The sequence below is a fragment of the Flavisolibacter nicotianae genome (assembly GCF_003628535.1).
Taxonomy (GTDB): Bacteria; Bacteroidota; Bacteroidia; order Chitinophagales; family Chitinophagaceae; genus Flavisolibacter; species Flavisolibacter nicotianae.
In genome coordinates, this window is sequence record NZ_RBCI01000003.1 from 427,562 (window position 1) to 452,563 (window position 25,002).

The following is a 25,002-nucleotide window of genomic DNA, read 5'->3' on the forward strand; positions in this document are numbered from 1 at the left end:
CATCGGTGGCAAACTTAGATGTGGATTAAGAAGAGGTTATCCACAGTTATCCACAGGAAATACACATGGCATTTTTGTAGAAAAAATTTTTTTGCCGTGAAACATAGTGAAATAGCAGCGTTTCGCAAATGGTAGAGACGTGGAAAACTAAAGCCTTCCGGATTCACGAATGAAAGTGGTAAAAAGTGTTATTTTGTGTCAAATCGAAATCGCTTTTCCCAAAGCATTGAAAATGACAGGTTTTCTCGGCGAATACGAAGTAACACTTGACGCAAAAGGTCGCTTTCTTCTTCCGGCTGGCTTAAAAAAGCAACTTCCGGAGGGTGAAAATACGCATTTTGTCATCAACCGCGGCTTCGAAAAATGCCTGAGCCTGTATCCAAAGCAAAGCTGGGAGCCGGTTTTCGATCGCGTCCGTTCCTTGAACACGTTCGACCCGGAAGTCAGAAATTTTGTCAGGTATTTTTTAAACGGCGCAACAGAAATCGAGATCGATTCGGCAGGAAGGATCCTGTTGCCGCCTAACCTGAAAGAATATGCAGGGTTGCAAAAAGACGTCGTGCTGACGTCGGGAGTGGACAAGATCGAAATATGGAGCAAGGAAGCGTACCAGCAGTTCTTTGATACGTACTCGCCAACCGAGTTCAGTGCATTGGCGCAAAAAGTCATGGGCAGTGAGCCGAAATAGAAGATGAAGAAAGAAAAGGAAATAGAGTCTTCCGACGCGGTGTACCATGTCCCTGTCTTGCGCGACGAAGTGATTGAGCAGCTCCATATCAACCCCTCCGGTGTTTACGTGGACTGCACGTTTGGTGGAGGTGGCCATTCCAGGGCGATCCTGGAAAAGCTCGGTGAAGAAGGAAAGCTCGTCGCCTTTGACCAGGATGCCGATGCAAAACGAAACCTGCCCGATGACCAACGGGTTCTTTTCGTGCCGCACAACTTCCGCCACTTGCAGCGCTTTCTGCGGCTGAATGGCATCAGCCAGGTCGATGGGCTTCTGGCCGACCTGGGTGTAAGCAGTCACCAGTTTGACGAAGGCAGCCGCGGGTTTTCCACCCGCTTTGATGCGGCGCTGGACATGCGTATGGACCGGCGGCAGGAGAAAACGGCCGCTGATGTGGTGAAGGGCTATGGCGAACAGCAGCTACACAAACTTTTTGAGCAATACGGTGAAGTGACCAATGCCAAAACGCTAGCGCGGACGATCGTCGAAAAAAGAAAGGTGTCACCCATTCAGACGATCAACGATTTTAAAACGGCAGTGAGCGGTGTTGTCAAGGGAAATCCCAATAAATATTTCGCCCAGGTTTTCCAGGCGCTTCGCATTGAAGTGAACGACGAAATGGGGGCGCTGAAAGAGTTGCTGGAGCAGTTGCCACAGGTGTTGAAACCCGGTGGCCGGGCCGCGATCATCACCTTTCATTCCATTGAAGACCGGTTGGTAAAACTGTTTTTTAAGAACAACACCTTCGAAGAAGAGACAGAAAATCCCTTCGAAACAACGGAAAAGCTGCGGACGCTGAAACCGGTAAACAAAAAGCCGATCGAGGCATCGCAGGACGAAATCAAAAAAAACCCACGGTCTCGAAGCGCTAAGCTACGGGTGGCCGAAAGGACGTGAAAAGGCAAACGTGAAAAATGAGACAGAAGTTCCTGATTGTATGGTGTCCTCTTCCGTTTCATGTTTGACGTTTCAATAAAAAATATTGATGGAACAAGTGAAGAAAACGAAGTATAAGTGGAAGCGATGGCTGAATTACCAGTCTATCGTGCAGCAGGTTCCTTACTTGTTGTTTTTGGCGGCGCTGGCGGTCTTATACATCTACAACGGTCACAACGCCGATAAGATGATCCGCCGGACGACAAAGGCAGGCAACGAATTGAAAGATTTGCAGAGCGAATACAAATCCGTTACCGGTGACGTGTTGCTGCGCAGCCGCCAAAGCGAATTGGTAGAGGCGGTAAAGCCCCTGGGTTTGCAGCAGTTGGCAACAGAACCAACGGTACTGGTTGACAGCACAAAAGAAGAATAAACGTAGTGGCACGCCACAGGCGTGTCCAAAAAAAACAATAAGCAACACGAAGTGGAAATCAAACGGGACATATTGTGGCGGGCCTACCTGAGCTTTCTCGGGGTGGTGGTGTTCAGCCTCTTTGTGTTGGGGCGTGCCTTCTATATCCAGAACGTGCAGGGCGAGCATTGGCGCAGTCTTTCCGACAGCATGCACCAGCGCTATGTTGAACTGGATGCGGAACGCGGAACCATTTTCACCGAGGATGGGCAAATGCTCAGCACCTCGATTCCTTTTTACGACATCTACATGGACTTTGGCGCGGAAGGTTTGCGCGACAAAGGCGGTAAACATTTCAAAGAGAATATCGACAGTTTCTCGCTGGCGATTGCGGATTTGTTCAACGACAAGTCGGCCTCGGAATACAAGTCCGAATTAAAGCAGGCTTATAACCTGAAGAACCGCTACTACATGCTTCACAAAGCATTGACCTTCGAAGAATACAAATCTTTTCGCTCCTTTCCGCTGGTTCGTTTGGGGCGCAATAAAAGCGGCGTGATCGTCGAGGAAAAAAGCAAGCGCCTCAATCCATTCGGCCTGCTGGCAAGACGTACCATCGGCTTAGCCAGGGAGAATGCGCAGAACGTGGGCCTGGAAAGAACCTACGACAGCCTGTTGCAGGGACAAAAAGGAAAACGCCTGGTCCGTTCGATCGCCGGTGGTGCCCTGATCCCGGTTGAAGGCTACGAGATTGAGCCCGAAAACGGCAGGGACATTTATACGACCATCGACATCCACATGCAGGATATTGTTGAATCGGCACTGATGAAAATGATGGTGCAGAGTGAAGCGCAGCACGGCACCTGCCTGGTGATGGAAACCAAAACCGGCAAGATCAAAGCCATTGCCAACCTGGGTCGCACCAAAGATGGCAGCTACAGCGAAACGATGAACTATGCGCTGCAAACCACAGAGCCCGGGTCAACCATCAAGCTGGCAACCCTGTTGGCGGTTTTGGATCATGGTTCCAGCAGGATCAACGACCTGGTGGAAGTGGGTTCCGCCGGGCATCAATATGTGGGTGTTCGAAATGTAAATGATGCGGAACGGGCTCCCAAGCCGATGCTGACAGTAAGAGAATGCTTTGCACACAGCTCCAACGTGGGTATGGCAAAGCTGGCCTACAAGGCATTTGCCGACCAGCCGGATGTGTACAAAAACTATTTGCAGAAATTTCATTTGGACAAACGTACGGGGATTGACCTGGTAGGAGAAGGTGCACCGCGGCTTCCCAAAATCAAACGCAACAGGGAAGGCCTGCATGCGATGCTGACCGCCGCTTTTGGTTATGCCATCCAGGTCAGCCCGCTGCATACGCTGATGTTGTACAATGCCATTGCCAACAATGGGAAGATGATGAAGCCCTACCTCGTGAGCAGCATCAAAGACAACGGCGTGACGGTGAAAGAATTTCAGCCCGTTGAACTGGATGAAAACCTTTGCAAGCCCGCCGTTATCCAGGCGGCAAAGCAAAGCATGGAAGCAGTTGTTTCCGAAGGAACAGCGAAAGAAGTGTTCAAAGATTACCCGATTCCTGTTGCCGGCAAAACCGGAACCGCCCACGTCAGTGACGGTACGGTTGGCTACGGCGGCGGTGTTTACCAGGCGTCGTTCGTGGGTTATTTCCCGGCCGACAAACCGGAATACACCTGCATCGTCGTGGTCAAAACAAAACCACATGCAGCCATTCACTTTGGCGGACAACTGGCGGCGCCGGTGTTTAAAGAAATCGTCACCAGTGTCTATGCACAATTTGCCAAAGGCCGGAATGCCGGTACGGTGAATGTTGTTCCGGATAGTTCGAATTATATCTATTCGGGCAGTCGCGAAGAAATGCAGCAGGTGCTGCATGCCTTAAATGTGCGCTTTGTCGATAGCATGGGAAAAGGCGCCTCCTTAAGCGAAGTGCATGCGTACAATTACAAGCCGGTGGCGAAAGCATTGCCGGAGACAAAACATGCGATGCCCGATGTGCGGTACATGACCCTAAGGGATGCCTTGTTTGCACTCGAAAACCGCAACATAAAAGTGACGGTGAAGGGCAAGGGTAGAGTGGTGGCACAGGACGTGCTTCCCGGAACGCCGATTACAAAAAATACAACCGTAACCATTTTATTAAACTGATTGAAAACACTTGCTGACATATTATACAAAGTGCACATTGCGGCCATTTCCGGGTCAACGGACGTGGTCGTAAGCGGGGTGCAGATCGATAGCCGGAAGGTGTCGCACCGCAGCGTGTTTGTGGCGGTGAAAGGTGTTGCTGCGGATGGCCACCGGTTCATCGACAAAGCAATAGAACTGGGTGCTATCGCCATCGTTTGCGAGCAAATGCCGGCGCAGCAAAAAGAGGGCATTACTTATGTGCAAACGTCCGATAGTGCTGAAGCAGCCGGAATTCTGGCGCACAATTTTTACGGGCAGCCTTCCACAAAACTGCAGTTGGTAGGAGTGACAGGTACAAATGGAAAAACAACCATTGCCACGCTTCTTTATAAATTATTCACCTGCCTGGGCTACAAATGTGGTCTTGTCAGTACGGTGGAGAATATGATCAATGGCAAGGTCATCCCGTCCACGCATACCACGCCGGATGCTGTCAGCCTGAATGCCTTACTGAAACAGATGGTGGATGAAGGCTGTGAATATGTTTTCATGGAAGTGAGTTCGCATGCTGTTCACCAGCGCCGCATTGCCGGGCTGGAGTTTGCCGGTGGCCTGTTCAGCAACATTACCCACGACCACCTGGATTACCACAAAACATTCGACGAGTATATCAAAGCGAAGAAAGGCTTCTTCGACGGTCTTTCCGCCAATGCCTTTGCCATCACCAACATCGATGATAAGCGCGGCGCAGTGATGTTGCAAAACACGGCGGCGAAAAAGATTTCGTACAGTCTTCGCTCCATGGCTGATGTCAAGGGAAAAATTCTGGAAAACAGCCTGGCCGGGCTGTTGATGACCATCAACGACCAGGAAGTGCATTTCCGGTTGATTGGCGAATTCAATGCGTACAACCTGCTGGCTGTGTACGCCGCGGCCATCGCATTGGGTGAAGACCGGCAGGATGTGTTGCAGTGCCTGAGCAATGTCTCCGGTGCCGAAGGCCGGTTCGACTATACGGTTTCGCCAAAAGAAAAGGTGATTGCCATTGTCGATTATGCCCACACACCGGACGCCCTGATCAATGTACTGGCGACAATAAAAAAATTAAAGCAGGGGCACGAGCAGGTCATTACGGTGGTGGGTTGTGGTGGTGACAGGGACAAAACCAAACGGCCGGTGATGGGAGAGGTAGCCTGCGAGCACAGCGACAAAGTGATTTTTACCAGCGATAATCCCCGCACCGAAGACCCGCTGCAGATCCTGGCCGACATGGAAGAAGGACTGTCGGTTTCGGCACGGAGAAAATACGTGGCGATCGCCGACCGGAAACAAGCCATTAAAACGGCTATATCCATGGCGCAGCCGGATGACATTGTGCTGGTAGCCGGTAAAGGACACGAAAAATACCAGGAAATCAACGGCGTGAAGCACCATTTCGATGATAAAGAAGTGGTGAAGGAAATGTTTGAATTATTAGGGAAATAGCCGCAGGCTGCAAGCTTCAAGGATTCGTATTTCTTGCTTGCTACTTGTCGCTTGAAACTTGGAGCTGACAACTAAAAGAAAAAAGGAATTAAAAACAATGCTATATCACATCACAGAATGGTTACGAGCTGAAGGCATCCGGTTCCCGGGCAGTGCGCTGTTTCAGTTTATTACCTCCCGTGCTTTGATAGCAATCCTGTTGTCGCTTTTTATCAGCCTCGTATCGGGCAGGCGCTTTATCCGCCTGCTGCAGCGAAAGCAGATTGGCGAATCGGTCCGCGATCTGGGCCTGGCCGGTGAGCAGCAAAAGAAAGGAACGCCAACAATGGGTGGCCTGATCATCATTGCTGCCATCCTGATCCCGACTCTATTGCTGGCCGACCTGACCAAAGTATATGTACGGCTAATGATCTTCTGCACCATCTGGCTGGGTGCCATTGGTTTCCTGGATGATTATTTCAAGATCCGTGCAAAACGAATTGCGCAGCAGAAAGGTATTCCGTATAAAAAAGGAGACGATGACGGGCTGGCCGGCAAGTTTAAAATCTTTGGCCAGGTGATGCTGGGTATCGTTGTCGGCGCAACGCTTTACTTCAACCAGAATGTAAAAATCTGGAGAGAGTATGTCGGTACCAACAAAGAGTTTATCGCAAATGTTGACACCACGAACACGGGACAGTTCAAGACGGCGTTCATTAACGGGAAAAAACGGGTGTTTGTTGAAGCGAAATCGTTTGTGACAACTATCCCGTTTGTAAAAAACCACGAGTTCAACTATTCCCGTTTGCTGCCTTCTTCCTGGAGAGATTATACCTGGATTCTCTATATCCTTGTCACCATCTTTATCATTACGGCGGTTTCCAACGGTGCGAATATTACGGATGGGCTGGATGGCCTTGCAACGGGTACGTCGGCCATTATTTGTGCTGTCTTTGGCATTTTCGCCTATGCCAGCGGCAGCCTGCTGATCGCCGATTATCTCAACATCATGTACATCCCCAATCTGGGCGAATTATCCATTTTCATTGGCGCTCTGGTGGGAGCCTGCGTAGGGTTTTTGTGGTACAATTCCTTCCCCGCCCAGGTTTTCATGGGCGACACGGGAAGCCTGACGTTGGGTGGCATCATTGCGGCCCTGGCATTTATCGTTCACAAAGAATTGCTGATACCGATCATCTGCGGCGTGTTTCTCGTGGAGAACCTGAGCGTGATGTTGCAGGTGTCGTATTTCAAATACACGAAGAAAAAATACGGTGAAGGCCGGCGGATCTTTTTAATGAGTCCCCTGCATCACCACTATCAAAAGAAAGGTTACCACGAAGCAAAGATTGTCACACGGTTTTGGATCGTGACCATCCTGTGTGCCATTATTTCCATCGTGACCTTAAAAATCAGATAAACGAAAAACCACCATAAAGGGGCCCTTTTGAAAACAACCCGTGCACTAGAGAAAAAATTGAATACGTATGAAGAACCAAACCACCCTTGAGCGATGAACACGAAACTGGTTATCCTGGGCGGAGGAGAAAGCGGCGTAGGGGCGGCCATGCTGGCCCGGAAAGAGGGATACGATGTGGTGCTGATGGATGAAGGCTCTTTGAAAGAAGGTTATCGTAACGAACTGAAAAAAGCAGGAATTGAATTCCTGGAAGGCGGCGTTAACGAAGAACGGTTGATGGCGGCCGATGAAGTGGTGAAGAGCCCCGGCATTCCGGAAAAGAATGCATGGGTGAAAATGCTACGAAGCAAAAGCATTCCCATCATCAGCGAGATTGAACTGGCCTACCGGCACAAAGGTGACAGCCGGATCATTGCCATCACCGGCAGCAATGGCAAGAGTACCACCACGGCACTTATTTACCATGTCTGCAAAACCGCCGGTCTGGACTGTGCGCTGGTGGGCAACATCGGGTATTCGTTCGCCAAACAGGTTGCCGAAGATCCAAAGCCGTTGTACGTGGCAGAGATCAGCTCTTTTCAGTTGGATGATATCGTCACCTTTCGACCCGATGTGGCCGTGCTGTTGAACATCACGGAAGACCACCTCGACCGGTACGATTATCAGTTCGGGAACTATGTGAAAAGCAAGTTCCGGATTACGATGGCCCAGACCTCAGACGATTATTTTATTTACAATCTCGATGATGACGTCATCACCGGGTATATGGAGCGAAACCCAATTCACTCAATTCAATTACCAATGAGTATGAAGCAGAAAGTGTCTCAAGGCGGTTACATTCAGCAGGATGAAATGCACATCAAAACCGGTTCGGAAGAGCAAAGCATGAGCGTGTATGACTTTGCATTAAAAGGAAAGCATAACCAATACAACACCATGGCAGCAAGCATTGCCGGTGCCACAATGGACATCCGGAAAAACAAGATCCGCGAGGCCGTGCAAACCTTCGAGAACCTCGAGCACCGCATGGAGCCTGTCGCAACGGTAAGAGGCGTGGAGTTTGTGAACGACAGCAAAGCCACCAACGTGAACTCGACCTGGTATGCATTGGAGAGTATGACCAAACCAACGGTGTTGATCCTGGGTGGTGTCGACAAGGGGAACGACTATTCGCTCATCACCGACCTGGTTACCGAAAAGGTAAAGGCCATTGTCTGCATGGGTACGGATAATTCCAAAATCCACCAGGCCTTCGACGGCATGGTAAGGGTGGTGGACACGGCCAGTGCCGAAGCGGCGGTGAAGGCTTCGTTTGAGCTTTCTTCTCCCGGCGACGTGGTGCTGCTGAGTCCTGCCTGTGCTTCGTTCGATCTGTTCAAAAATTACGAAGACCGCGGCAAGCAGTTTAAAGATGCGGTGAAGAACTTATAGGTTACCGTTTTGGGTTTACCGTTAGAGCTCTCTTAACGGTAAACGGTAATGGTAAGCTGCAAACGATATTCTGAAAAACCAATCGGGAAGAAACAATGGACCAATCGCAAGACATAAAATTCACGGACCTCGCACAGAATTTCAAAGGCAAGGCGCTGCTGCAAAAAACCAGTGGCGACAAGGTCATTTGGGCCCTCGTACTGTTGCTGGGGCTTGTTTCCTTGCTGATTGTCTACAGCGCTACCGGTTCATTGGCCTACAAAATGTACAAAGGCAATACGGAGGTTTACCTCTTCAAACAAATTGCCTTTATTGCCATCGGCTGTGTCATCATCTATTTTGCACACCGGGTGAATTACACCATCTATTCCAAGGTGGCGAAAATTCTTTATCTCCTGTCTGTTCCTTTGCTGCTATATACTTTGTTTTTCGGCGTGAGCATGAATGAAGGAAGCCGCTGGATCCGCCTGCCGATCATCAACATGACCATGCAGACGTCGGACCTGGCAAAGCTGGCGCTTTTCATGTTCCTGGCACGGTTGCTAAGCCGGAAACAAAACAAGATCAAAGATTTTAAAAAAGGCTTTTTGCCCGTGATCATGCCGGTGGCCTTTACCTGCATGCTCATTGCGCCGGCCAACTTGTCGACTGCTTTGCTGCTCGGGGCAAGCTGCATGCTGCTGATGTTCATCGGCCGGGTTAGCATCAAACACATTTTACTGACCATCGGCTGCGCCATGATCCCGCTTGCCTTCCTTATTATGGCCGCGGTGGTCAAACACAAATCCGGTGGCGCGGACGACGAAGTGGCCGCAACGGCGACTGTCAAAAAACAAAAATCATCCCGCCTCACGGCAAGGGTCGGCACCTGGATCGGCCGCGTGGAAAATTTTATCTACGGGTCGAAAGATGCCAACGACGATGATCACTACCAGGTGAACCAGGCAAAGATTGCCATTGCCCGCGGCGGTATTATGGGCAAAGGGCCCGGCAACGGCGAAGCCCGGAATTTTTTGCCCCAGGCCTACAACGATTACATCTTCGCGACGCTGATCGAAGAATACGGATTGATCGGTGGTGCGTTTATCATTTTTATTTACCTCGTGTTCCTGTACCGGAGCATACGGCTGTTTAAAAAATGCCCGTTTGCCTTTGGTGCTTTCCTGGCACTCGGGTTAAGCTTTACGCTGGTGATCCAGGCCATGGCCAACATGGCGGTGAACGTGAATTTGTTCCCGGTAACGGGGGTAACGCTGCCGCTGGTGAGCATGGGTGGCAGCAGCTTCCTCTTTACCTGCCTTTCTATCGGTATCATCCTCAGCGTGGCAAGAAACGTGGAGCAACTGGAAGGCAAGAAAGCCCAGGAAGCCGCCGAGGCCGACAAGGAGTACGACGAGATCGATGAAGACGGCGAGGACGATGAAGAAGAGGAGTTAGAGGAAACAAAAAAACAACCTGCAATCGCATAAAAAAAGCTATGGCAAAACGGATCATTATTGCAGGTGGCGGAACGGGCGGACATATTTTTCCGGCCATTGCCATTGCCAATGCCTTAAAAAAAGAAGACCCGTCGATCGGGATTTTGTTTGTGGGGGCAAAGGGAAAGATGGAGATGGAAAAAGTGCCGCAGGCTGGGTATAAAATAGAAGGGTTGGACATCGCGGGATTGAACCGCAGTTCTTTGATCAAAAATGTCGGCTTGCCGCTCAAATTGCTGAAAAGCTTTTTGCAGGTGCGCCGTATTTTCGGCCGCTTCGCACCGGATGCCGTGATTGGTGTTGGTGGCTATTCTTCGTTTCCTGTTTTGCGTTTTGCACAGGCCCGGGGAATTCCCACGTTCATTCACGAGAGCAATTCGTTTGCGGGAAAATCAAACCAGTTGCTGGGTAGAAAAGCAACAAAAATTTTCGTGGCGACCGACGGCATGCAGCAATTTTTTCCGGCGGAAAAACTTGTTGTGACAGGTAACCCTGTGCGGCCGGATATCGTCAATGTTGCCACCGTTGCAAAAGAAGAGGCCTTGCGCTATTTCAGTTTGCAGACGGGAAAGAAAACGGTTCTTGCTGTCGGCGGAAGCCTGGGTGCCCGTTCGATCAACGAAGCCGTTGCAGCCGGACTGGATGCAATGAGCGATGCCGGCTTGCAGGTGATCTGGCAGACCGGCAAAACCGACGCGGCCAGATGGAAAGAAGCGGCAGCAGGCCGAAGCAATGTCTGGGCGAGTGATTTCATCACGCAAATGCAATATGCGTACGCCGCGGCAGATTTTGTGATTTCGAGAGCAGGGGCAATGGCGATTGCGGAATTGTGCCTGGTGAAAAAGCCGGTGCTCTTTGTACCCTACCCGTATGCTGCGGAAGATCACCAAACCGTGAACGCACAGAATTTGGTGCAAAAAAACGCGGCGCTGATGGTGAAGGACAGCGACGCAAAAGAAAAACTGGTGCCTGCCATCATTGCGCTGGCCCGGGATACGCAAAAGCAAAACGAGTTAACGAAAAATATTTCAGTGCTGGGTGTAACAGACGCGGATATAAAAGTTGCAGACGAGATTTTAAAAAGTACCGGGAGATAACTAACTGCTGCATGAAGGAAACAGTGAACATACAGGAAATTTTGGCCTCTGGCAGAAGTGTCTACTTCATTGGCATTGGCGGTATTGGCATGAGCGCCATTGCCCGCTATTTTCTTTCCCTGGGTGTAAAGGTGAGCGGGTACGATAAAACGGAAACGCCGCTGACGAAACAATTGACAGCCGAAGGCATCGTGATCCACTACACGGAAGATGTAAACCTCGTTCCGAAAGACGCGGGCCTTGTGGTGTACACACCGGCTGTTCCGAAAGAACATGCGGAATTGGTGTACTACCAATCCAACGGCTATGCTGTGGTGAAGCGCAGCGATGTGCTGGGAGCTATCAGCCGTGATGCGTTCAACATCTGCATTGGCGGCACACATGGCAAGACAACGATCACGACCCTGGTGGCACATATCCTGCGTCACAGCGGCTACGGCTGCAATGCTTTCCTGGGTGGCATTTCCGTGAACTACGGCACCAACTTCTGGAGTAGCAACAACAATGTGTGTGTGATCGAAGCGGATGAATACGACCGGAGCTTTTTGAAATTGAGTCCCAACGTGGCCGTTATTACGTCCATGGATGCGGATCACCTGGATATTTACGGCGACGAGAAATCATTGCAGGATGCCTTCGTGGCCTTTGGCGCCAAAGTGAAAAGCGGCGGTCTGCTCATTGGAAAGTTCGGGCTTGGGCGTTTGAAGGAAACCGGCGTGGAGCGGCGGTGGACCTACAGCCTGCAAAACGATGCGGCTGATGTCTCTGCTTCAAACATCCTCATCGAGGAGGGCGGTTACCGGTTCGACATCCGGTTAAAAGACAGGTTGCTTGCCAACTGTTCCTTGAAAATTGGCGGTATGCACAATGTGGAGAACACAGTGGCGGCTGTTGCTGTCGCAGCAGAACTCCGCATCGACGATGAAAAGATCCGGCAGGCCCTGGCTGATTTTAAAGGGGTGAAGCGACGCTTTGAGTACGTCATTCCACCGAAAAAAAACAGCGGAAACAACTTTGTGCAGCCTGTTTTGGTCGACGACTATGCGCATCATCCGGAAGAATTACGAGCTTTGCTCGGTAGCGTGAGGAGTTTGTTCCCGCAAAGGGTTGTGACCGTCGTTTTTCAGCCACATTTATATTCAAGGACCCGCGATTTGGCTGGTGGATTTGCCGAAGCACTTTCGCTTGCCGACAGGGTGATTCTTTTGCCCATTTACCCGGCAAGAGAACTGCCCATCGAAGGCGTGAGCAGTGAAATGATCCTGGATCGAATTGAGCGGGAAGACAAACAGGTTTTGTCCAAAGACGCGTTTCTTGAATGGATGAAAACGCATGCGGAGCAACTGGATAAAGAATTTGGAGAAGTGATTGTCATGGCGGGAGCCGGAGATATTGATGCGTTGGTGGAACCGGTGAGAGTGTTATTAGGGTATTGAGTTATTCGGTTATTGCGTCACTTAAAAAAACGATACGTTCAATTAAAGAGGAATTGAGATTTAAAAGACCCATATACAGGTATTTGTTTTACACGGCATGGATCGTCGTGCTTGGTGGGATCGTGACCCTGCTGGTGGCGGCCAATAGCAAGGCAAAGGCCCGGGCCTGCAAGGGCGTGGTTGTTTCCATCAACAATGGGGGCGACCGTATTTACGTGGAGAAGGAAGACGTGCTGAAAAACATGCAGAAAACAACCCGCGGCCCGATCGTGAACAAGCATACCGGCGATATCAACCTGGGTTCGCTGGAGCGAAACCTGGAAGCCAATCCCTGGATCCGCGATGCCGAATTGTATTTCGATACGAAAGATATTTTGCACGTGTCGATCGCGGAAAGAGTCCCGGTGGCAAGGGTCTTTACCACGGCGGGAACATCGTTTTACATCGACAGTGCGGGTGCGCAAATGCCATTGCTGGAGTCGTACAGTGCCAAGTTGCCCGTCGTAACCGGATTCCTGGCAGCCAGGCGGCGGACTGCGGCCGACAGCGCCCTGTTACAGGAAACAAAAGAAGTGGTAAGAACCATCAGTGCCGACCCATTTTGGAATGCACAAATCGGGCAGATCGATATTACGCAGGACCGCAAGTTTGAACTGATACCGGTGCTGGGAAGCCACGTGATCAAACTGGGGGCGGGCAGCAATGTCGGCGAAAAACTGGCAAAGCTGATGCTGTTTTACAGGCAGGTTTTACCCAAAGCCGGCTTTGCCAAATACAGTGCGCTGGACGTGCAGTTCGGCGGGCAGGTGGTTGCTGTCAGGCGAGGCCCGACTTCGGTTGTAGACAGCATCCAGTTGCAGAAGAATATCCAGGAATTAATGGAAAAGAAAATGGCCGAACAGGAGCCGGATGAATCCGTTCAACCGGTGAATGAACCGGCGCAGGCTGCCAGCGGCGATATTGAAGAACCCCTGGCAGGTGACAGCACCACGACAAAGGCCGTGGTCGTCAGCGAAAAGCCGGTTGCGCCGGTAAAGGCAGCGCCGGCCGTGAAAACCAATTCCAATCCACGATCCACCCCTGCGAAATCAACCACCAATTTGAAATCCACTCTGCGAAAAACCAACACAAAATCCAAACCTGAACAGAAACAAGCGACAACGATAAAACCAGCCGTATCAAGGCCTAAAGCCGTGATGCCAAGGAGAGCGTCGAACCAATATTGACGATAACGAGAGAAGGATGCTGTTTGAAAAGAGGCCAGCCGGCAAAGCAAATTCCCGGCAGGCTGAAAGAGGTTACTGAACGCCCAGGTGTGATTGTACGCGTTTTGCTGTCGGAAGAAGCAAGACAACCCATCACCGATGACGACAGATAGGGAGAAGGCGGTGCAGTAACACAAATCCAGGAGAGGAAAGAGTCGTAATGAGAGAAAGAGGTAGCAATAAATATCTTTTTGTCTCCTTTCCGGCTTTCTCTCTTAGCCCAGAAAAGTCAACAACTAAAAACAACATACAACATGAACAACGAGCAACCAATCATTGTGGGGCTTGACATCGGAACCACCAAAATTGCTGTCATTGCCGGACGCAAGAACGAGTTTGGCAAGCTGGAGATTTTGGGTTTCGGCCGGGCCAACTCCAATGGTGTCAAACACGGCCAGGTACTGAACATCGACGAAACCATCAAGGCGATCCGGCAGGCGCTGGATGCCTGCTACTCTTCGAACCCCGACCTGGTGATCAACGAGGTGTACGTGGGCATTGCGGGTCATCATATCAAGAGCCTGCAAACCCGTGGCGACATCGTGCGCCAGGAAACCGAGAACGAGATTGCACAAAAAGAAATTGACCAACTGATAGCCGACCAATACAAAACCTATATTCCTGCCGGCGACCAGATCATCGACGTGATCCCGCAGGAATTTACGGTCGATAATTTTCAAAATATCCAGGACCCGATTGGGTACAGCGGTGTAAAGGTGGGCGCCAACTTCCACATCATCACCGGCGACAAGAATGCCATCCGCAATATCAAGCGTTCGGTTGAAAAATCGGAACTGTTTACAAAAGACCTGGTGCTGCAGCCCCTGGCTTCAGCGGCGGCCGTTATGGCGCAGGAAGACCTGGAGGCCGGCGTAGCCATCGTGGACATCGGCGGCGGTACTACCGACCTGGCGATTTTTTATGAAGGCATCCTCAAGCACACGGCGGTTATCCCGTTTGCCGGGGAAAACATCACCAACGACATCAAGACCGGTCTCGGGGTGTTAAAAACCCAGGCCGAGCAGATGAAGGTGCAGTTTGGCAGCGCCCTGGCCAACGAGGCCAAGGCCAACGCCTACATCACCATTCCCGGTTTGCGTGGCATGCCGCCAAAAGAAATCAGCGTGAAGAACCTGGCGCACATCATCCAGGCTCGTATGAGCGAGATCCTGGATTTTGTCTCCTACCATTTAAAGCAGGTAGGCCTGGACAACAAAATGCTGAACGGCGGGATCATCCTCACGGGTGGCGGTTCGCAGTTGAAGCATTTGATTCAACTAACCGAATACGTTACCGGTTTGAATGCCCGCATTGGCCTGCCCAACGAACATTTGGCTCCCAATCATATTGATGAATTAGCGAAACCAACTTATGCCACCTGTCTTGGTTTAATCCTGAAGGGCTACGATGATTTCGAACACAATCGCAAGCAGTTCGAAACATCCTTCCGCAAAGTGGAAGTGCCCGAAGGATTAAAAGCCGAAGATTTGCAGGAAGAAGAGATGGAAGAAATGGGTTCTGGCATTACTGTTGTTAAGACAGCACCGCGAAAAGGCATCTCTAACTTCTGGGGAAAGTTCAAGAACAGCTTGATTGACATTTTCAAAGAAGAAGAAGACAGCCAGTTTTAGAAATGTTGAAGTAGAAATGCTGAATGGTGAATAGGAGCGATCCTTATTTGAAATTTATCATTTAACATTTCGCCATCCATCCATCAAAGACATTAACACCCCGTTGTTGCTGTAGGCAACAACTTAAACCACATTTTATGAGTATGATACATTTTGATTTGCCTAAAGAAAAATCGTCCATTATAAAAGTGATTGGAATTGGCGGCGGCGGTAGCAATGCTGTCAATCACATGTATAGCCAGAACATTGAAGGTGTCAACTTTATTATTTGTAATACCGATGCACAGGCCATTGCGCTGAGCGAGGTACCCAATAAAGTGCAGCTCGGGCCGCACCTCACCCAGGGCCTGGGTGCCGGCGCCAACCCGGAAATTGGCCGCCAGGCAACAGAAGAGAGTCTCGAAGAAATCAAGCGCATCCTGGAAGTGAATACCAAGATGGCCTTTGTGACGGCCGGAATGGGCGGTGGTACCGGAACCGGTGGCGCACCGATCATTTCTAAAATCTGCAAAGACCTGGGCATCCTGACGGTTGGCATCGTGACCACGCCGTTTTCTTATGAAGGAAAGAAGCGCCAGATGCAGGCCGAAGAAGGGATCAAAAACCTGAAACAGTACGTGGATACGCTGCTGGTGATCAGCAACGACAAACTGCGTCACCAGTTTGGGAACCTGAAAATGCGGGAGGCGTTCGCCAAGGCCGACAACGTGCTGGCAACTGCTGCCAAATGCATTACCGATGTGATCAACAGCACCGGCCAGATCAATGTTGACTTTGCCGATGTATGCACCGTGATGAAAAACGGTGGTGTGGCCATCCTGGGTAATGCGGCCTGCTCGGGTGAAGACCGTGCACAGCGTGCCATCGAGGATGCGCTGAACTCGCCGTTGCTCAACGACAACGATATCCGTGGTGCGAAATGGATCCTCATCAACATCAACTCTTCCGAAGGCGAGAACGAGTTTACGATGGACGAAGTAGAGATCATCCAGACACATCTTTTAAGCCAGGCAGGCGAGCACACCGATGTGATCCTCGGTCTTGGCTACGACAATACACTCGGCGAAAAGATCGGCATCACGCTGATCGCAACGGGCTTTGAGCACAAAGACCCGTTTGTGAAGAAGTTGGCCATCAAACAGCAGCCGAAAGAAGAGCGAATTGTAATGACACTGGGCGACCAGCCCCAAAAGCCCGCACCCGTTCCGGAGCCGGTCGTGGAAGACACGCTGGCGCCGACATTGGTGGACGCCGACAACTTCGTTGACGCTGCGGCGCCGGACCTGAACGAGGTGGTAGAAGAAGCAGAAGTACCGATCCAGTATTTCGAACTGGGGGCCGCGGAGCAAAAGGAAACACAGAAAGAAGAAGAGGAAGTGCTGCCGACGGGGCTGCAGATGAAGTTCCGTGAAGAACCCAAAGTCGATGCGGAATGGGACCAGGAGAAAAAAGACCTGGAAAGGCAAAAGAAAGCACTGGAAGACAAGTTTGAAGCACTTCGCCAGAACGTGCTGGGACAAAATGTATCGGCCGGGAATACACCATCGCAGCCAACACCGGCAGCGGGTGGTTACCTGTCGAGGCCATCCAATATTTATGCGGAAAACAAGAAGCAGGAAGATCCGGTTCGGAAAGCAAGTGCACAGTCGGGGCAAGACGATGGGTTTGATATGCAACTGGTGATTCGTAACGAAAATCCCGTTGCCGATACGCCCAAGGTGCAACCAACAGCCACAAGCCAGGAGGATGTGCAGGGTGGCAATGCCGATGGCGACAAACAGCGTGCGACCGAACGTTTGCAGAAGCTGCGCAACCTGTCGTTCAACCTCAATGCAGCCGATCCCAATAACGAGTACGAAAACGTGCCGGCCTATATCCGGCGCAACATGGAGTTGAACCAAGGAACGTCCGCCGTGGAAAATTTCTATAGCAATTACACGGTGAAAAGCGATGGAAAGAGCAACGCGACCATCAGCACCATCAATACATTTTTAGACGGCAAAAAGCCGGATTAACCGTTGTTTCAATGAAGCCACCGTTCCGTAGCAGTTGAACTGCGGAACAACAGAATAGGCTTGTGTTTTTAGTTGTTCCCCCGCTGTTTACAGCGGGGGTTTTTTTGTACTTGTTACGGTGCTTGCAATGCGGTGAAAGGTTTATCAAGCAGAGTTGGTTAGAACGATGAATTGAGGCGAATGGTAAACATCAGATCAAAGCCGGTGAGCTTTTTGGGAAATACTTGTTAGAATATGTGCTTTCGTTTTCCCTCCTGATCAAAAAGGTTGTTTATATGCTTGTTGACCATTGTGGTCAACACCAGGAAGGTCGTCACAATCAATGTCGATGCCGAGGACATCGAAAGGTGCCGAAGACCGGCGAAGATAGCCGGAAGCCATCGCGCTACTGTCAGCAGCAGGCCTGCAAGGAGGATTGGTGAAGCGGCAAACCGAACTGCTTCTATCCATGCATCCTCGCTGCGTCTTGCCGATTTAAGCTGCATGGCACCGTACCGGGTCATTGTCGTCGGAGGCTTTAGCTAGTATAGGAGGCCTGTGATGAGCAGCAGCCCGCCGGCTGATAACGTTAGGAAACAAAAATCATTTAATCGGTTCAGATCCATCGACGTACATTTTAGGTGAAAGTCCACGAATAATGCGCATACACTTCATCGCTTGGCGGGATGTTTATATTTCGCATGAATTTATGGCTGATAAACGATTTACGGCCATCCTGATTCCGTCAGGAAACGCAGCAAAAGAATCGATGATCGCGGTAAGCGATTGCCGGTTGGTTATTTTGTTGTCTTGGCCCCCATTTGTTCGCCCAACTTCTCGTATTCGATATCGTTTGGCTCCCAGAGTTCTATTTTGTTCCCTTCAACATCAACAATGTGAACAAATTTTCCATATTCATATGTTTCGATTTTGTCGGTAATTGTGACGCCTTCTTTTTTTAGTTGTTCGACAAGTTCTTCGATATTTTCTACACGGTAATTGATCATAAAATCCTTTGCCGAAGGCTCAAAATATTTTGTTGTCTCGGCAAACGGACTCCATTGCGTAAACCCTTTTTTTGTTGTGTCAGCGCCTTGCCGCCATTCAAATACGGCTCCATAGGGATTGGTATTTAATCCAAGGTGTTTTTGATACCATTCACGCATTTTGTTGGGGTCTTTGCATTTGAAGAAAATGCCGCCGATACCTGTTACTTTTTTCATTTGTATTTGTTTGTTCGATTGATTTATGGTGATTGTCTTGAAGGCAAAACCAAAACAAAAGGACGCTGTAATTGCCAAAACGATGAATGCCGTTTTTTTCATTTTATCTGAAATTGTGTGTTCTTGGATTCTAAAATAACAAGCTTTTCAGCAGCGCGGGTGTTCCTTGTTCTGCCGACTCAAATAATTTGCCTGAACAAAATAGTAATTCTTTTGGTGAGCTTATATTCGTTCGGCAGTATTACTTAAAGCAAGTACTAGTGGTCTTTGCCCTGATATCGTTGTTTTGCAGCAACCTTTATATATGTAATCAGGTTGGCAAAATTGCTGGCTGATAAACTGTCTCTGAAGTGATGCTCATATGCATTATTCCACACATCGTCAATCTGTTTTGCGTATTGGTCTCCTGATGCTTTTAAGGCCCTGCTATCAGAAATGTAATTGGTAAAATATTCTACGGCGGGTTGTGGCAGTCGCTCGAAGAGATTATCAAAAGTGTACTGGTCAAGTACATTCTTATCAGGCGTATAATGGCAAGTGTTACAAAACCTGCCAAACAGTTGTTTTCCTTCCCTGAAACTTACGGCAACCTGTTTGAACTCGATAGTGTCGATCTGATTTTTGACCTCGTCAGCATTTTTTATATAGTTTTCTTTACCAGAACTGCAACTACAAAATACAATCACTGCAAATGAAAGCAGGAGACGTACTTTGATCTCTTTTAGCATTGTTGGTTGGTGGAGAAGATTGGTCATGGTGGCTATCACGCTGGTGTCTGTGTGTGTTTCAACAAGAACAAGTTTAGCCATTTTGTTTTGAAGATCATAGTATCAAGCATTTGCATAAACGTTTTGGAAGACTTTGTTTGTTCGCGAATCCCAAGCCACGGTTCCCTGCCTGTTTCAAAAAAAACGCAGCCATTCGGGCTGCGTTTCAACGTTCGAAAGATGATCAGGATTTTCTGTGGCTTACCACTTCAACTCTATCTTGTTGTTCTTCCAGTTGCCATCGGCCATCCGGCCCGACGGATCAATTTCAACTGTTGTGATATCCGTTAGTTTTTTGCCGGTGCTAATGTTGTACGTAGGACTGGTCCACCGCCACTCCGGATAAACTTTGCGGTTCCGTTGTTCGGGTTCTGCGGGCTTTTCGCCAAACATTTCGTAAGCGGGAATGTAATGCCATTCGCTACTGCCGTCCTTAAATGTAATCCGCACATCAACGGGCATCGGCACCATCCCGATCTTGCTCAGGCGGATCGTGGTGGCGCCACCCGTTTCCCACAGGCTGTCGATGCCATAGTCGATGGTCTTGGTGCTGCTGATCCAGTACTCTTTGTACCAGTCCAGTTTCAGCCCGCTGACCTTTTCTGCCACACGGACAAAGTCGCTGGCATTAGGATGTTTAAACCGCCATTGGCGGTAGTATTCCAGCAGGATCTTGTTGCGGACACTGTCACTAACGATATAGCCCAATTGCGACAGGAAAACAGAACCTTTGGAATAGGAGGCAATGCTATAGGCAAAGTTGGTATTGTAATGATCGGCATGGGTCGTCATCGGTTCTTCCAGTCCCGACTTTGCCAGTGCGAAATAACTGTTGTAGCTGTCTTCGTGCGGAAACTCCTGCGATTTGTTCAGAAAGGCCAGGGTCTCTTCTTCGGCAAACGTGGTGAAGCCTTCGTCCATCCACGGGTACAGGCTTTCGTTGGTGCCCATCATCCCCTGGTACCAGCTATGCAAAAACTCATGCACGGTAACACCGTCGCCGGGACCGCTGATCATGGTTGTCATGGGATATTCCATACCCCCGTCGCCGCCGTGAACCCAGGAGTATTGCTTGTAGGGATAAGCACCGAAATGTTTCTCCACAAAGGGAAAAATCTTTTCCATTTTCGGCAGCACCTCGTTCCATTCCTGCACACGCTTATCGGTTTTGTCGTACAACACGTGCAGCGTTAAATCGGGGCGGATTTTTTTCGACAGGTGCACAAAATCCGGGTCGGCTGCCCAGGCAAAGTCGTGCACGTTGGGCGCAGTGAATTTCCATACCAGTTTATTGCCAGCCGGACGTTGCACGGTCGTGCCTTTTTCTTCGTAGCCATAGCCTACCTGTGAGGCGTTCTGCAGGTAGCCCGAGCCGCCAAGGATGTAGGTTTTGTCAATGGAGATCGTTACGTCATAGTCGCCCCAAACGCCGTAGAATTCGCGGCCCACGTAAGGTGTGGGGTGCCAGCCTTCGTAATCGTATTCCGCCATTTTGGGATACCACTGCGTCATCGTGTACCGAACGTTGGAATTGGGATTGTCCCTGCCGCTGCGACGCACCTGCAACGGAACCTGCGCATCCCACTGCAGGTCGAACGAGACTTGCGATTTCGGCAGGATCGGCCGGTCGAGAACAACTTCGAGGATAGTCTCGTGCAGTTTCGTTTTTTGCTCACGGCCGTTCATTTTTACAAAGGCTACTTTTTCGTAGCCGATTTCATCCGGCTTCAGGTTGATGATCCGGTCTTTTACACGGGCATCCCAGTCAGGGCCCTGCGTGTTGCCCTTGGGCACCTGGATGCCGCCCTGCCTGCGGCTGCGTTCGTCCATCATGCTGCCGGGCTGAAAGGCATTCCAGTAAAGGTGAAAAAAAACTTTGTGCAAGGTGTCGGGTGAATTGTTCCAGTATTGAATGCTTTGCTTTCCGGTGAACTGGTTAGTCTGCACATTCATGTCGATGGCCATCGTGTACTTGATGCGCTGCTGCCAGCGATCGGGTTGGGCAAAGAGTGAAAAGGTTGAAAAGAGAAAAAGAGAAAGAATGGTCGTTTTCATGTTGTTCTGCATTGTTCCGTTCTGTAATCGAATTTCGGGAAGGGATAAAATTCGGGTAAATCCTGTTACGGGAATGAGAAAAAGTTGGCAGGAATCTGTAGGCATCTATTTGTTATTACCCGCAAATTCGTGCTTACAAAACCAGGATGTGCAACGAAGCTGCCATGCATTTTCACAAGGGTGGTAGCTGTTTACTTTGGTTGGTTGAAGGCAGGATAGTGCGAAAGGCGGATCGTGATGAAAGAAGCGATCCTGGTGTTTAACAAGCCCTATAACTCCTGATCTCCTGTTGCTAGACAGAAACGGATGTTGCCCGTTCGCCGGCCATCAAAAAGAAAGCCCTCAGAAGAGGGCCTTCGTATTTATTCATCATCTATAACCTTTACAACTTGGGGGCGGCAGCAAGCACGTCGGAAGAAACGCCGTCTGCAAATTTCCGGAAATTTTCCACGAAAAGTCCTGCAAGATACCGGGCTTTTTCGTCATACCCCGTTTTATCGAGCCAGGTATTCCGCGGTTGCAGCAGGTAGTCGGGCACACCCGGAACGGCGACCGGTATGGCGAGGCCAAAAACAGGGTCGCACACCGTTTCCGCCTTGTCCAGTTCTCCGGCCAATGCTGCACTGATCATGGCTCTTGTATACGAAAGCTTCATGCGGTGACCTTTGCCATACGGACCGCCTGTCCAGCCGGTATTCACCAGCCAAACGGAAACAGTGTGCGCTTCCATTTTCTGTCCCAGCATCTCGGCATATTTCGCAGGATGCAGCGGGAGGAAAGGTGCTCCAAAACAGGCGCTGAAGGTAGGCCTGGGCTCTGTAATGCCGGCTTCGGTACCGGCCACCTTTGCCGTGTAACCGGAAATGAACTGGTACATCGCCTGCACTTTCGAAAGTTTGGAAATGGGTGGCAGCACGCCGTAGGCATCACAGGTCAGGAAAAAAATGTGTTTCGGCACACCGCCAATCGACGGCTCCTGGATGTTGGAAATAAACGGAAGGGGATAAGAAACCCGTGTGTTTTCGGTGATCGACGCATCATCAAAATTGATGCGGTTGGTGCCGGGAAAAAACTGTGCATTTTCTACGATGGCGCCGGCACGAATGGCTCCATAAATCTCCGGCTCCTGTTCGGCCGACAGGTTGATCAACTTGGCATAACAGCCGCCTTCGAAATTGAAAATGCCGTCGCTGGTCCAGCCGTGTTCATCATCACCAATGAGCTTGCGGGCCGGGTCGGTGCTTAGCGTTGTTTTGCCGGTGCCGCTCAGTCCAAAGAAAACGGCCGTGTCGCCATCTTCGCCGATGTTGGCGCTGCAGTGCATGCTCAGCACGCCTTTCTCCTGCGGAAGAAGATAATTCAGAATGGAGAAAATGCTTTTTTTGGTTTCACCTGTGTAGCCCGTGCCTGCAATCAAGATGGTTTTGTGTTTGAAGGAGACAATCGTTGCATTGTGTTGCCGGGTGCCGCATTCTTCCGGGTCCAGCTTCAGGTCGGGTGCCGAGAGCACATGCCATTGGGGAATGAACTCTTCCAGTTCATCTTCCGTAGGCCGTAAAAACATGTTATACGCAAACAAATTCGTCCAAGGCTTTTCGGTTACTACACGGATGTTCAGGCGGTAGCGCGGATCGGCGCAGGCATAGCAATCGCGGATCCATATTTCGCTTTTGCCATTCAGGTAGGCCAGCATTTTTTGGTGCACAATGCGGAAGTATTTTTCTTCCATCGGAATGTTGAAATTGTTCCAGTGCACGCTGTCTTCGGTGATGTCGTCTTTGACGGTGAACTTGTCCAGCGGTGACCGCCCGGTGAATTCACCGGTTTGAATGGCCAGCGCGCCGGTGTCTGTGAGGCTGCCTTCGCCGATACGGAGAGTGTCTTGCACGAGTTCATCGGGTGACAGTTGATAGTGAATGTTGTCGGAGACAAAAAGCCCCAACCTCGCCAGGTCTCCCGGCGGGAAAGAAAGAATAGGTACTGACATAGTAGCAATCGTTTATGTTAGAAAACAAAGGTAGGAAGGGAATCCCGGAGCACCTACCAAGCGTGTCCTCGTTACACGTTGGATTGATCAATCAAAAGTCAATCGTCAAACGTCAAAAACGAAGAGGTAGAATAGGTGCTGTCGCCTTTTGGGATTTTGACTTTTTACTTTTGACTTCTCTATTTTCGGTTACTTTGCTGCTGTTGTCAAAACCCGAATGCATGAAAAATTTGCCTCTGAATCCCGAATTGTTTGTCACCAACCGGAAGCGCTTTGTCGAAAAGATGAAACCCAACAGCATAGCCATCTTTGTCAGCAACGACGAAGTGCCCAGCAACGGCGATGCGCTTTACCCGTTCAAGCAAAACAGCGATCTGTACTGGCTTAGCGGCATTGCGCAGGAAGACAGCATGGTGATCCTGTTCCCCGACAACCCGGATAAAAAATACCGCGAGGTGCTGGTACTGGTTCGTCCCAATGAACTCAAGGAAAAATGGGACGGCAAGCGGCTGCGCAAAGACGAAGCAACAGCCATCAGCGGCATCCAGACCATTCTTTGGGTAGACAGCATTGACGCCGCCCTGCAGCCCTGGATACACCTGGCCGATACAATCTATTTGGATACGAATGAGAACGACCGCAAAGCAAGCCTTGTTCGCACAAGGGATTACCGCTTCGTGGATGAAATGAAATCGCGTTACCCCCTGCACCAGTACGAACGGGCCGCAAGGATCATGAAGGAATTAAGAGGAGTAAAAACGGAATATGAAATCGAGGTGGTGAAAAAAGCGGTGGATATCACCCACAACGCTTTTACAAGGGTGATGCAGTTTGTGCGACCCGGCGTAATGGAATACGAGATCGAGGCCGAGATCCTGCATTCGTTTATCAGCCAGCGGGCGGATGGTCCGGCCTACAGCAGCATCATTGCCAGCGGCGACAGGGCCCGGACGCTGCATTATGTGTCCAATAGCGAGGAGTGCAAAGACGGCGAACTGGTGCTGATGGATTTTGGCGCCTCTTACGGTGGTTATGCAGCCGACCTGACGCGGACGATTCCTGTGAACGGGAAATTCAGCCAGCGGCAAAGAGAGGTGTACAATGCCTGCCTGCATTTGCACAACTACAGCAAGTCTCTGCTGAAGCCCGGGATCACCATTGCCGAATACACAGAAAAAGTGGGAGATGAAGCCACGGTGCAGTTCATGAAACTGGGCTTGCTGAAGGAAGACGATTTTAAAAACGAAGACCCTGACAACCGTGCCTACCGCAAATACCTCTATCACGGCATCTCGCACCACCTTGGACTGGATGTGCACGATCTCGGCACACGGACCGAACCGCTCACGGAAGGGATGCTCCTGACCGTCGAACCGGGCATTTACATCCAGGAGGAAGGCATTGGTATCCGGATCGAAAACAACGTGTGGATCACGAAGAACGGCAACGTTGATTTGTTTGAAGGCATTCCCATTACGGCAGATGAAATCGAGGCCGTAATGGCGAACAACAAGGTGGCCGACATTGTGCTTTAACCCAATCAACCTGACCCAAATTTTCTAACTTTCGCCTT

General features: G+C 50.2%; 19 protein-coding genes. 14 read left to right on the forward strand and 5 right to left on the reverse strand.

Annotated features, from left to right (window positions below; genetic code table 11):
- The first annotated feature begins 232 nt into the window (after nucleotides 1-232).
- From mraZ to ftsZ, 13 genes are all read left to right on the forward strand, one after another.
- Nucleotides 233-688, forward strand: a complete 456-nt coding sequence (mraZ, locus tag D6024_RS10260) for a division/cell wall cluster transcriptional repressor MraZ (RefSeq protein ID WP_121354800.1) — start codon at nucleotides 233-235, stop codon at nucleotides 686-688.
- A gap of 3 nt (nucleotides 689-691) precedes the next feature.
- Nucleotides 692-1,624 carry a 16S rRNA (cytosine(1402)-N(4))-methyltransferase RsmH gene (rsmH, locus tag D6024_RS10265; protein WP_121354503.1) on the forward strand — a complete coding sequence of 311 codons (933 nt, stop codon included), beginning with the start codon at nucleotides 692-694 and terminating at the stop codon, nucleotides 1,622-1,624.
- An 88-nt stretch (nucleotides 1,625-1,712) separates the two neighbouring features.
- The gene (locus D6024_RS10270) at nucleotides 1,713-2,036 is read left to right on the forward strand and encodes an FtsL-like putative cell division protein (RefSeq protein ID WP_240410003.1); all 324 of its coding nucleotides are present in this window, start codon (nucleotides 1,713-1,715) and stop codon (nucleotides 2,034-2,036) included.
- 51 nt (nucleotides 2,037-2,087) lie between these two features.
- Nucleotides 2,088-4,199, forward strand: a complete 2,112-nt coding sequence (locus D6024_RS10275) for a penicillin-binding protein (protein WP_121354801.1) — start codon at nucleotides 2,088-2,090, stop codon at nucleotides 4,197-4,199.
- On the forward strand, nucleotides 4,200-5,666 hold the full coding sequence (locus D6024_RS10280; RefSeq protein ID WP_121354505.1) for a UDP-N-acetylmuramoyl-L-alanyl-D-glutamate--2,6-diaminopimelate ligase: 1,467 nt from the start codon (nucleotides 4,200-4,202) through the stop codon (nucleotides 5,664-5,666).
- 97 nt (nucleotides 5,667-5,763) lie between these two features.
- Nucleotides 5,764-7,065 (forward strand): phospho-N-acetylmuramoyl-pentapeptide-transferase, encoded by a 1,302-nt coding sequence (gene mraY / locus D6024_RS10285; protein ID WP_121354506.1) that lies wholly within the window; start codon nucleotides 5,764-5,766, stop codon nucleotides 7,063-7,065.
- A gap of 93 nt (nucleotides 7,066-7,158) precedes the next feature.
- Nucleotides 7,159-8,496, forward strand: a complete 1,338-nt coding sequence (gene murD, locus D6024_RS10290; RefSeq protein ID WP_121354507.1) for a UDP-N-acetylmuramoyl-L-alanine--D-glutamate ligase — start codon at nucleotides 7,159-7,161, stop codon at nucleotides 8,494-8,496.
- A 95-nt stretch (nucleotides 8,497-8,591) separates the two neighbouring features.
- Nucleotides 8,592-9,965 carry an FtsW/RodA/SpoVE family cell cycle protein gene (locus tag D6024_RS10295; protein ID WP_121354508.1) on the forward strand — a complete coding sequence of 458 codons (1,374 nt, stop codon included), beginning with the start codon at nucleotides 8,592-8,594 and terminating at the stop codon, nucleotides 9,963-9,965.
- Between the two features lie 8 nt (nucleotides 9,966-9,973).
- Nucleotides 9,974-11,071 (forward strand): undecaprenyldiphospho-muramoylpentapeptide beta-N-acetylglucosaminyltransferase, encoded by a 1,098-nt coding sequence (murG, locus tag D6024_RS10300; protein ID WP_121354509.1) that lies wholly within the window; start codon nucleotides 9,974-9,976, stop codon nucleotides 11,069-11,071.
- An 11-nt stretch (nucleotides 11,072-11,082) separates the two neighbouring features.
- A complete protein-coding gene (gene murC, locus D6024_RS10305) occupies nucleotides 11,083-12,507 on the forward strand; it encodes a UDP-N-acetylmuramate--L-alanine ligase (protein ID WP_121354510.1) in 1,425 nt (474 codons plus the stop codon).
- A 53-nt stretch (nucleotides 12,508-12,560) separates the two neighbouring features.
- Nucleotides 12,561-13,733 (forward strand): cell division protein FtsQ/DivIB, encoded by a 1,173-nt coding sequence (locus D6024_RS10310; RefSeq protein ID WP_162944681.1) that lies wholly within the window; start codon nucleotides 12,561-12,563, stop codon nucleotides 13,731-13,733.
- A 293-nt stretch (nucleotides 13,734-14,026) separates the two neighbouring features.
- Nucleotides 14,027-15,403 carry a cell division protein FtsA gene (ftsA, locus tag D6024_RS10315; RefSeq protein WP_121354512.1) on the forward strand — a complete coding sequence of 459 codons (1,377 nt, stop codon included), beginning with the start codon at nucleotides 14,027-14,029 and terminating at the stop codon, nucleotides 15,401-15,403.
- A gap of 137 nt (nucleotides 15,404-15,540) precedes the next feature.
- On the forward strand, nucleotides 15,541-17,418 hold the full coding sequence (gene ftsZ, locus D6024_RS10320) for a cell division protein FtsZ (protein ID WP_240410004.1): 1,878 nt from the start codon (nucleotides 15,541-15,543) through the stop codon (nucleotides 17,416-17,418).
- A 227-nt stretch (nucleotides 17,419-17,645) separates the two neighbouring features.
- Here the strand turns inward: ftsZ and D6024_RS10325 are convergent, their stop codons facing one another.
- From D6024_RS10325 to pckA, 5 genes are all read right to left on the reverse strand, one after another.
- Entirely contained in the window at nucleotides 17,646-17,903 is a 258-nt protein-coding gene (locus D6024_RS10325) for a hypothetical protein (protein ID WP_162944682.1), read from the reverse strand.
- A 291-nt stretch (nucleotides 17,904-18,194) separates the two neighbouring features.
- A complete protein-coding gene (locus D6024_RS10330; protein WP_205573261.1) occupies nucleotides 18,195-18,722 on the reverse strand; it encodes a VOC family protein in 528 nt (175 codons plus the stop codon).
- 155 nt (nucleotides 18,723-18,877) lie between these two features.
- Nucleotides 18,878-19,429 (reverse strand): c-type cytochrome, encoded by a 552-nt coding sequence (locus D6024_RS10335; RefSeq protein ID WP_121354515.1) that lies wholly within the window; start codon nucleotides 19,427-19,429, stop codon nucleotides 18,878-18,880.
- Between the two features lie 159 nt (nucleotides 19,430-19,588).
- Complete coding sequence (locus D6024_RS10340; RefSeq protein WP_121354803.1) at nucleotides 19,589-21,442, reverse strand: M1 family metallopeptidase; 1,854 nt, start codon at nucleotides 21,440-21,442, stop codon at nucleotides 19,589-19,591.
- A 382-nt stretch (nucleotides 21,443-21,824) separates the two neighbouring features.
- Nucleotides 21,825-23,429, reverse strand: a complete 1,605-nt coding sequence (gene pckA / locus D6024_RS10345) for a phosphoenolpyruvate carboxykinase (ATP) (protein ID WP_121354516.1) — start codon at nucleotides 23,427-23,429, stop codon at nucleotides 21,825-21,827.
- A gap of 221 nt (nucleotides 23,430-23,650) precedes the next feature.
- Here pckA and D6024_RS10350 point away from each other — a divergent pair, with 221 nt between their 5' ends.
- The gene (locus D6024_RS10350; protein WP_121354517.1) at nucleotides 23,651-24,964 is read left to right on the forward strand and encodes an aminopeptidase P N-terminal domain-containing protein; all 1,314 of its coding nucleotides are present in this window, start codon (nucleotides 23,651-23,653) and stop codon (nucleotides 24,962-24,964) included.
- The last annotated feature ends 38 nt before the right edge of the window (nucleotides 24,965-25,002 follow it).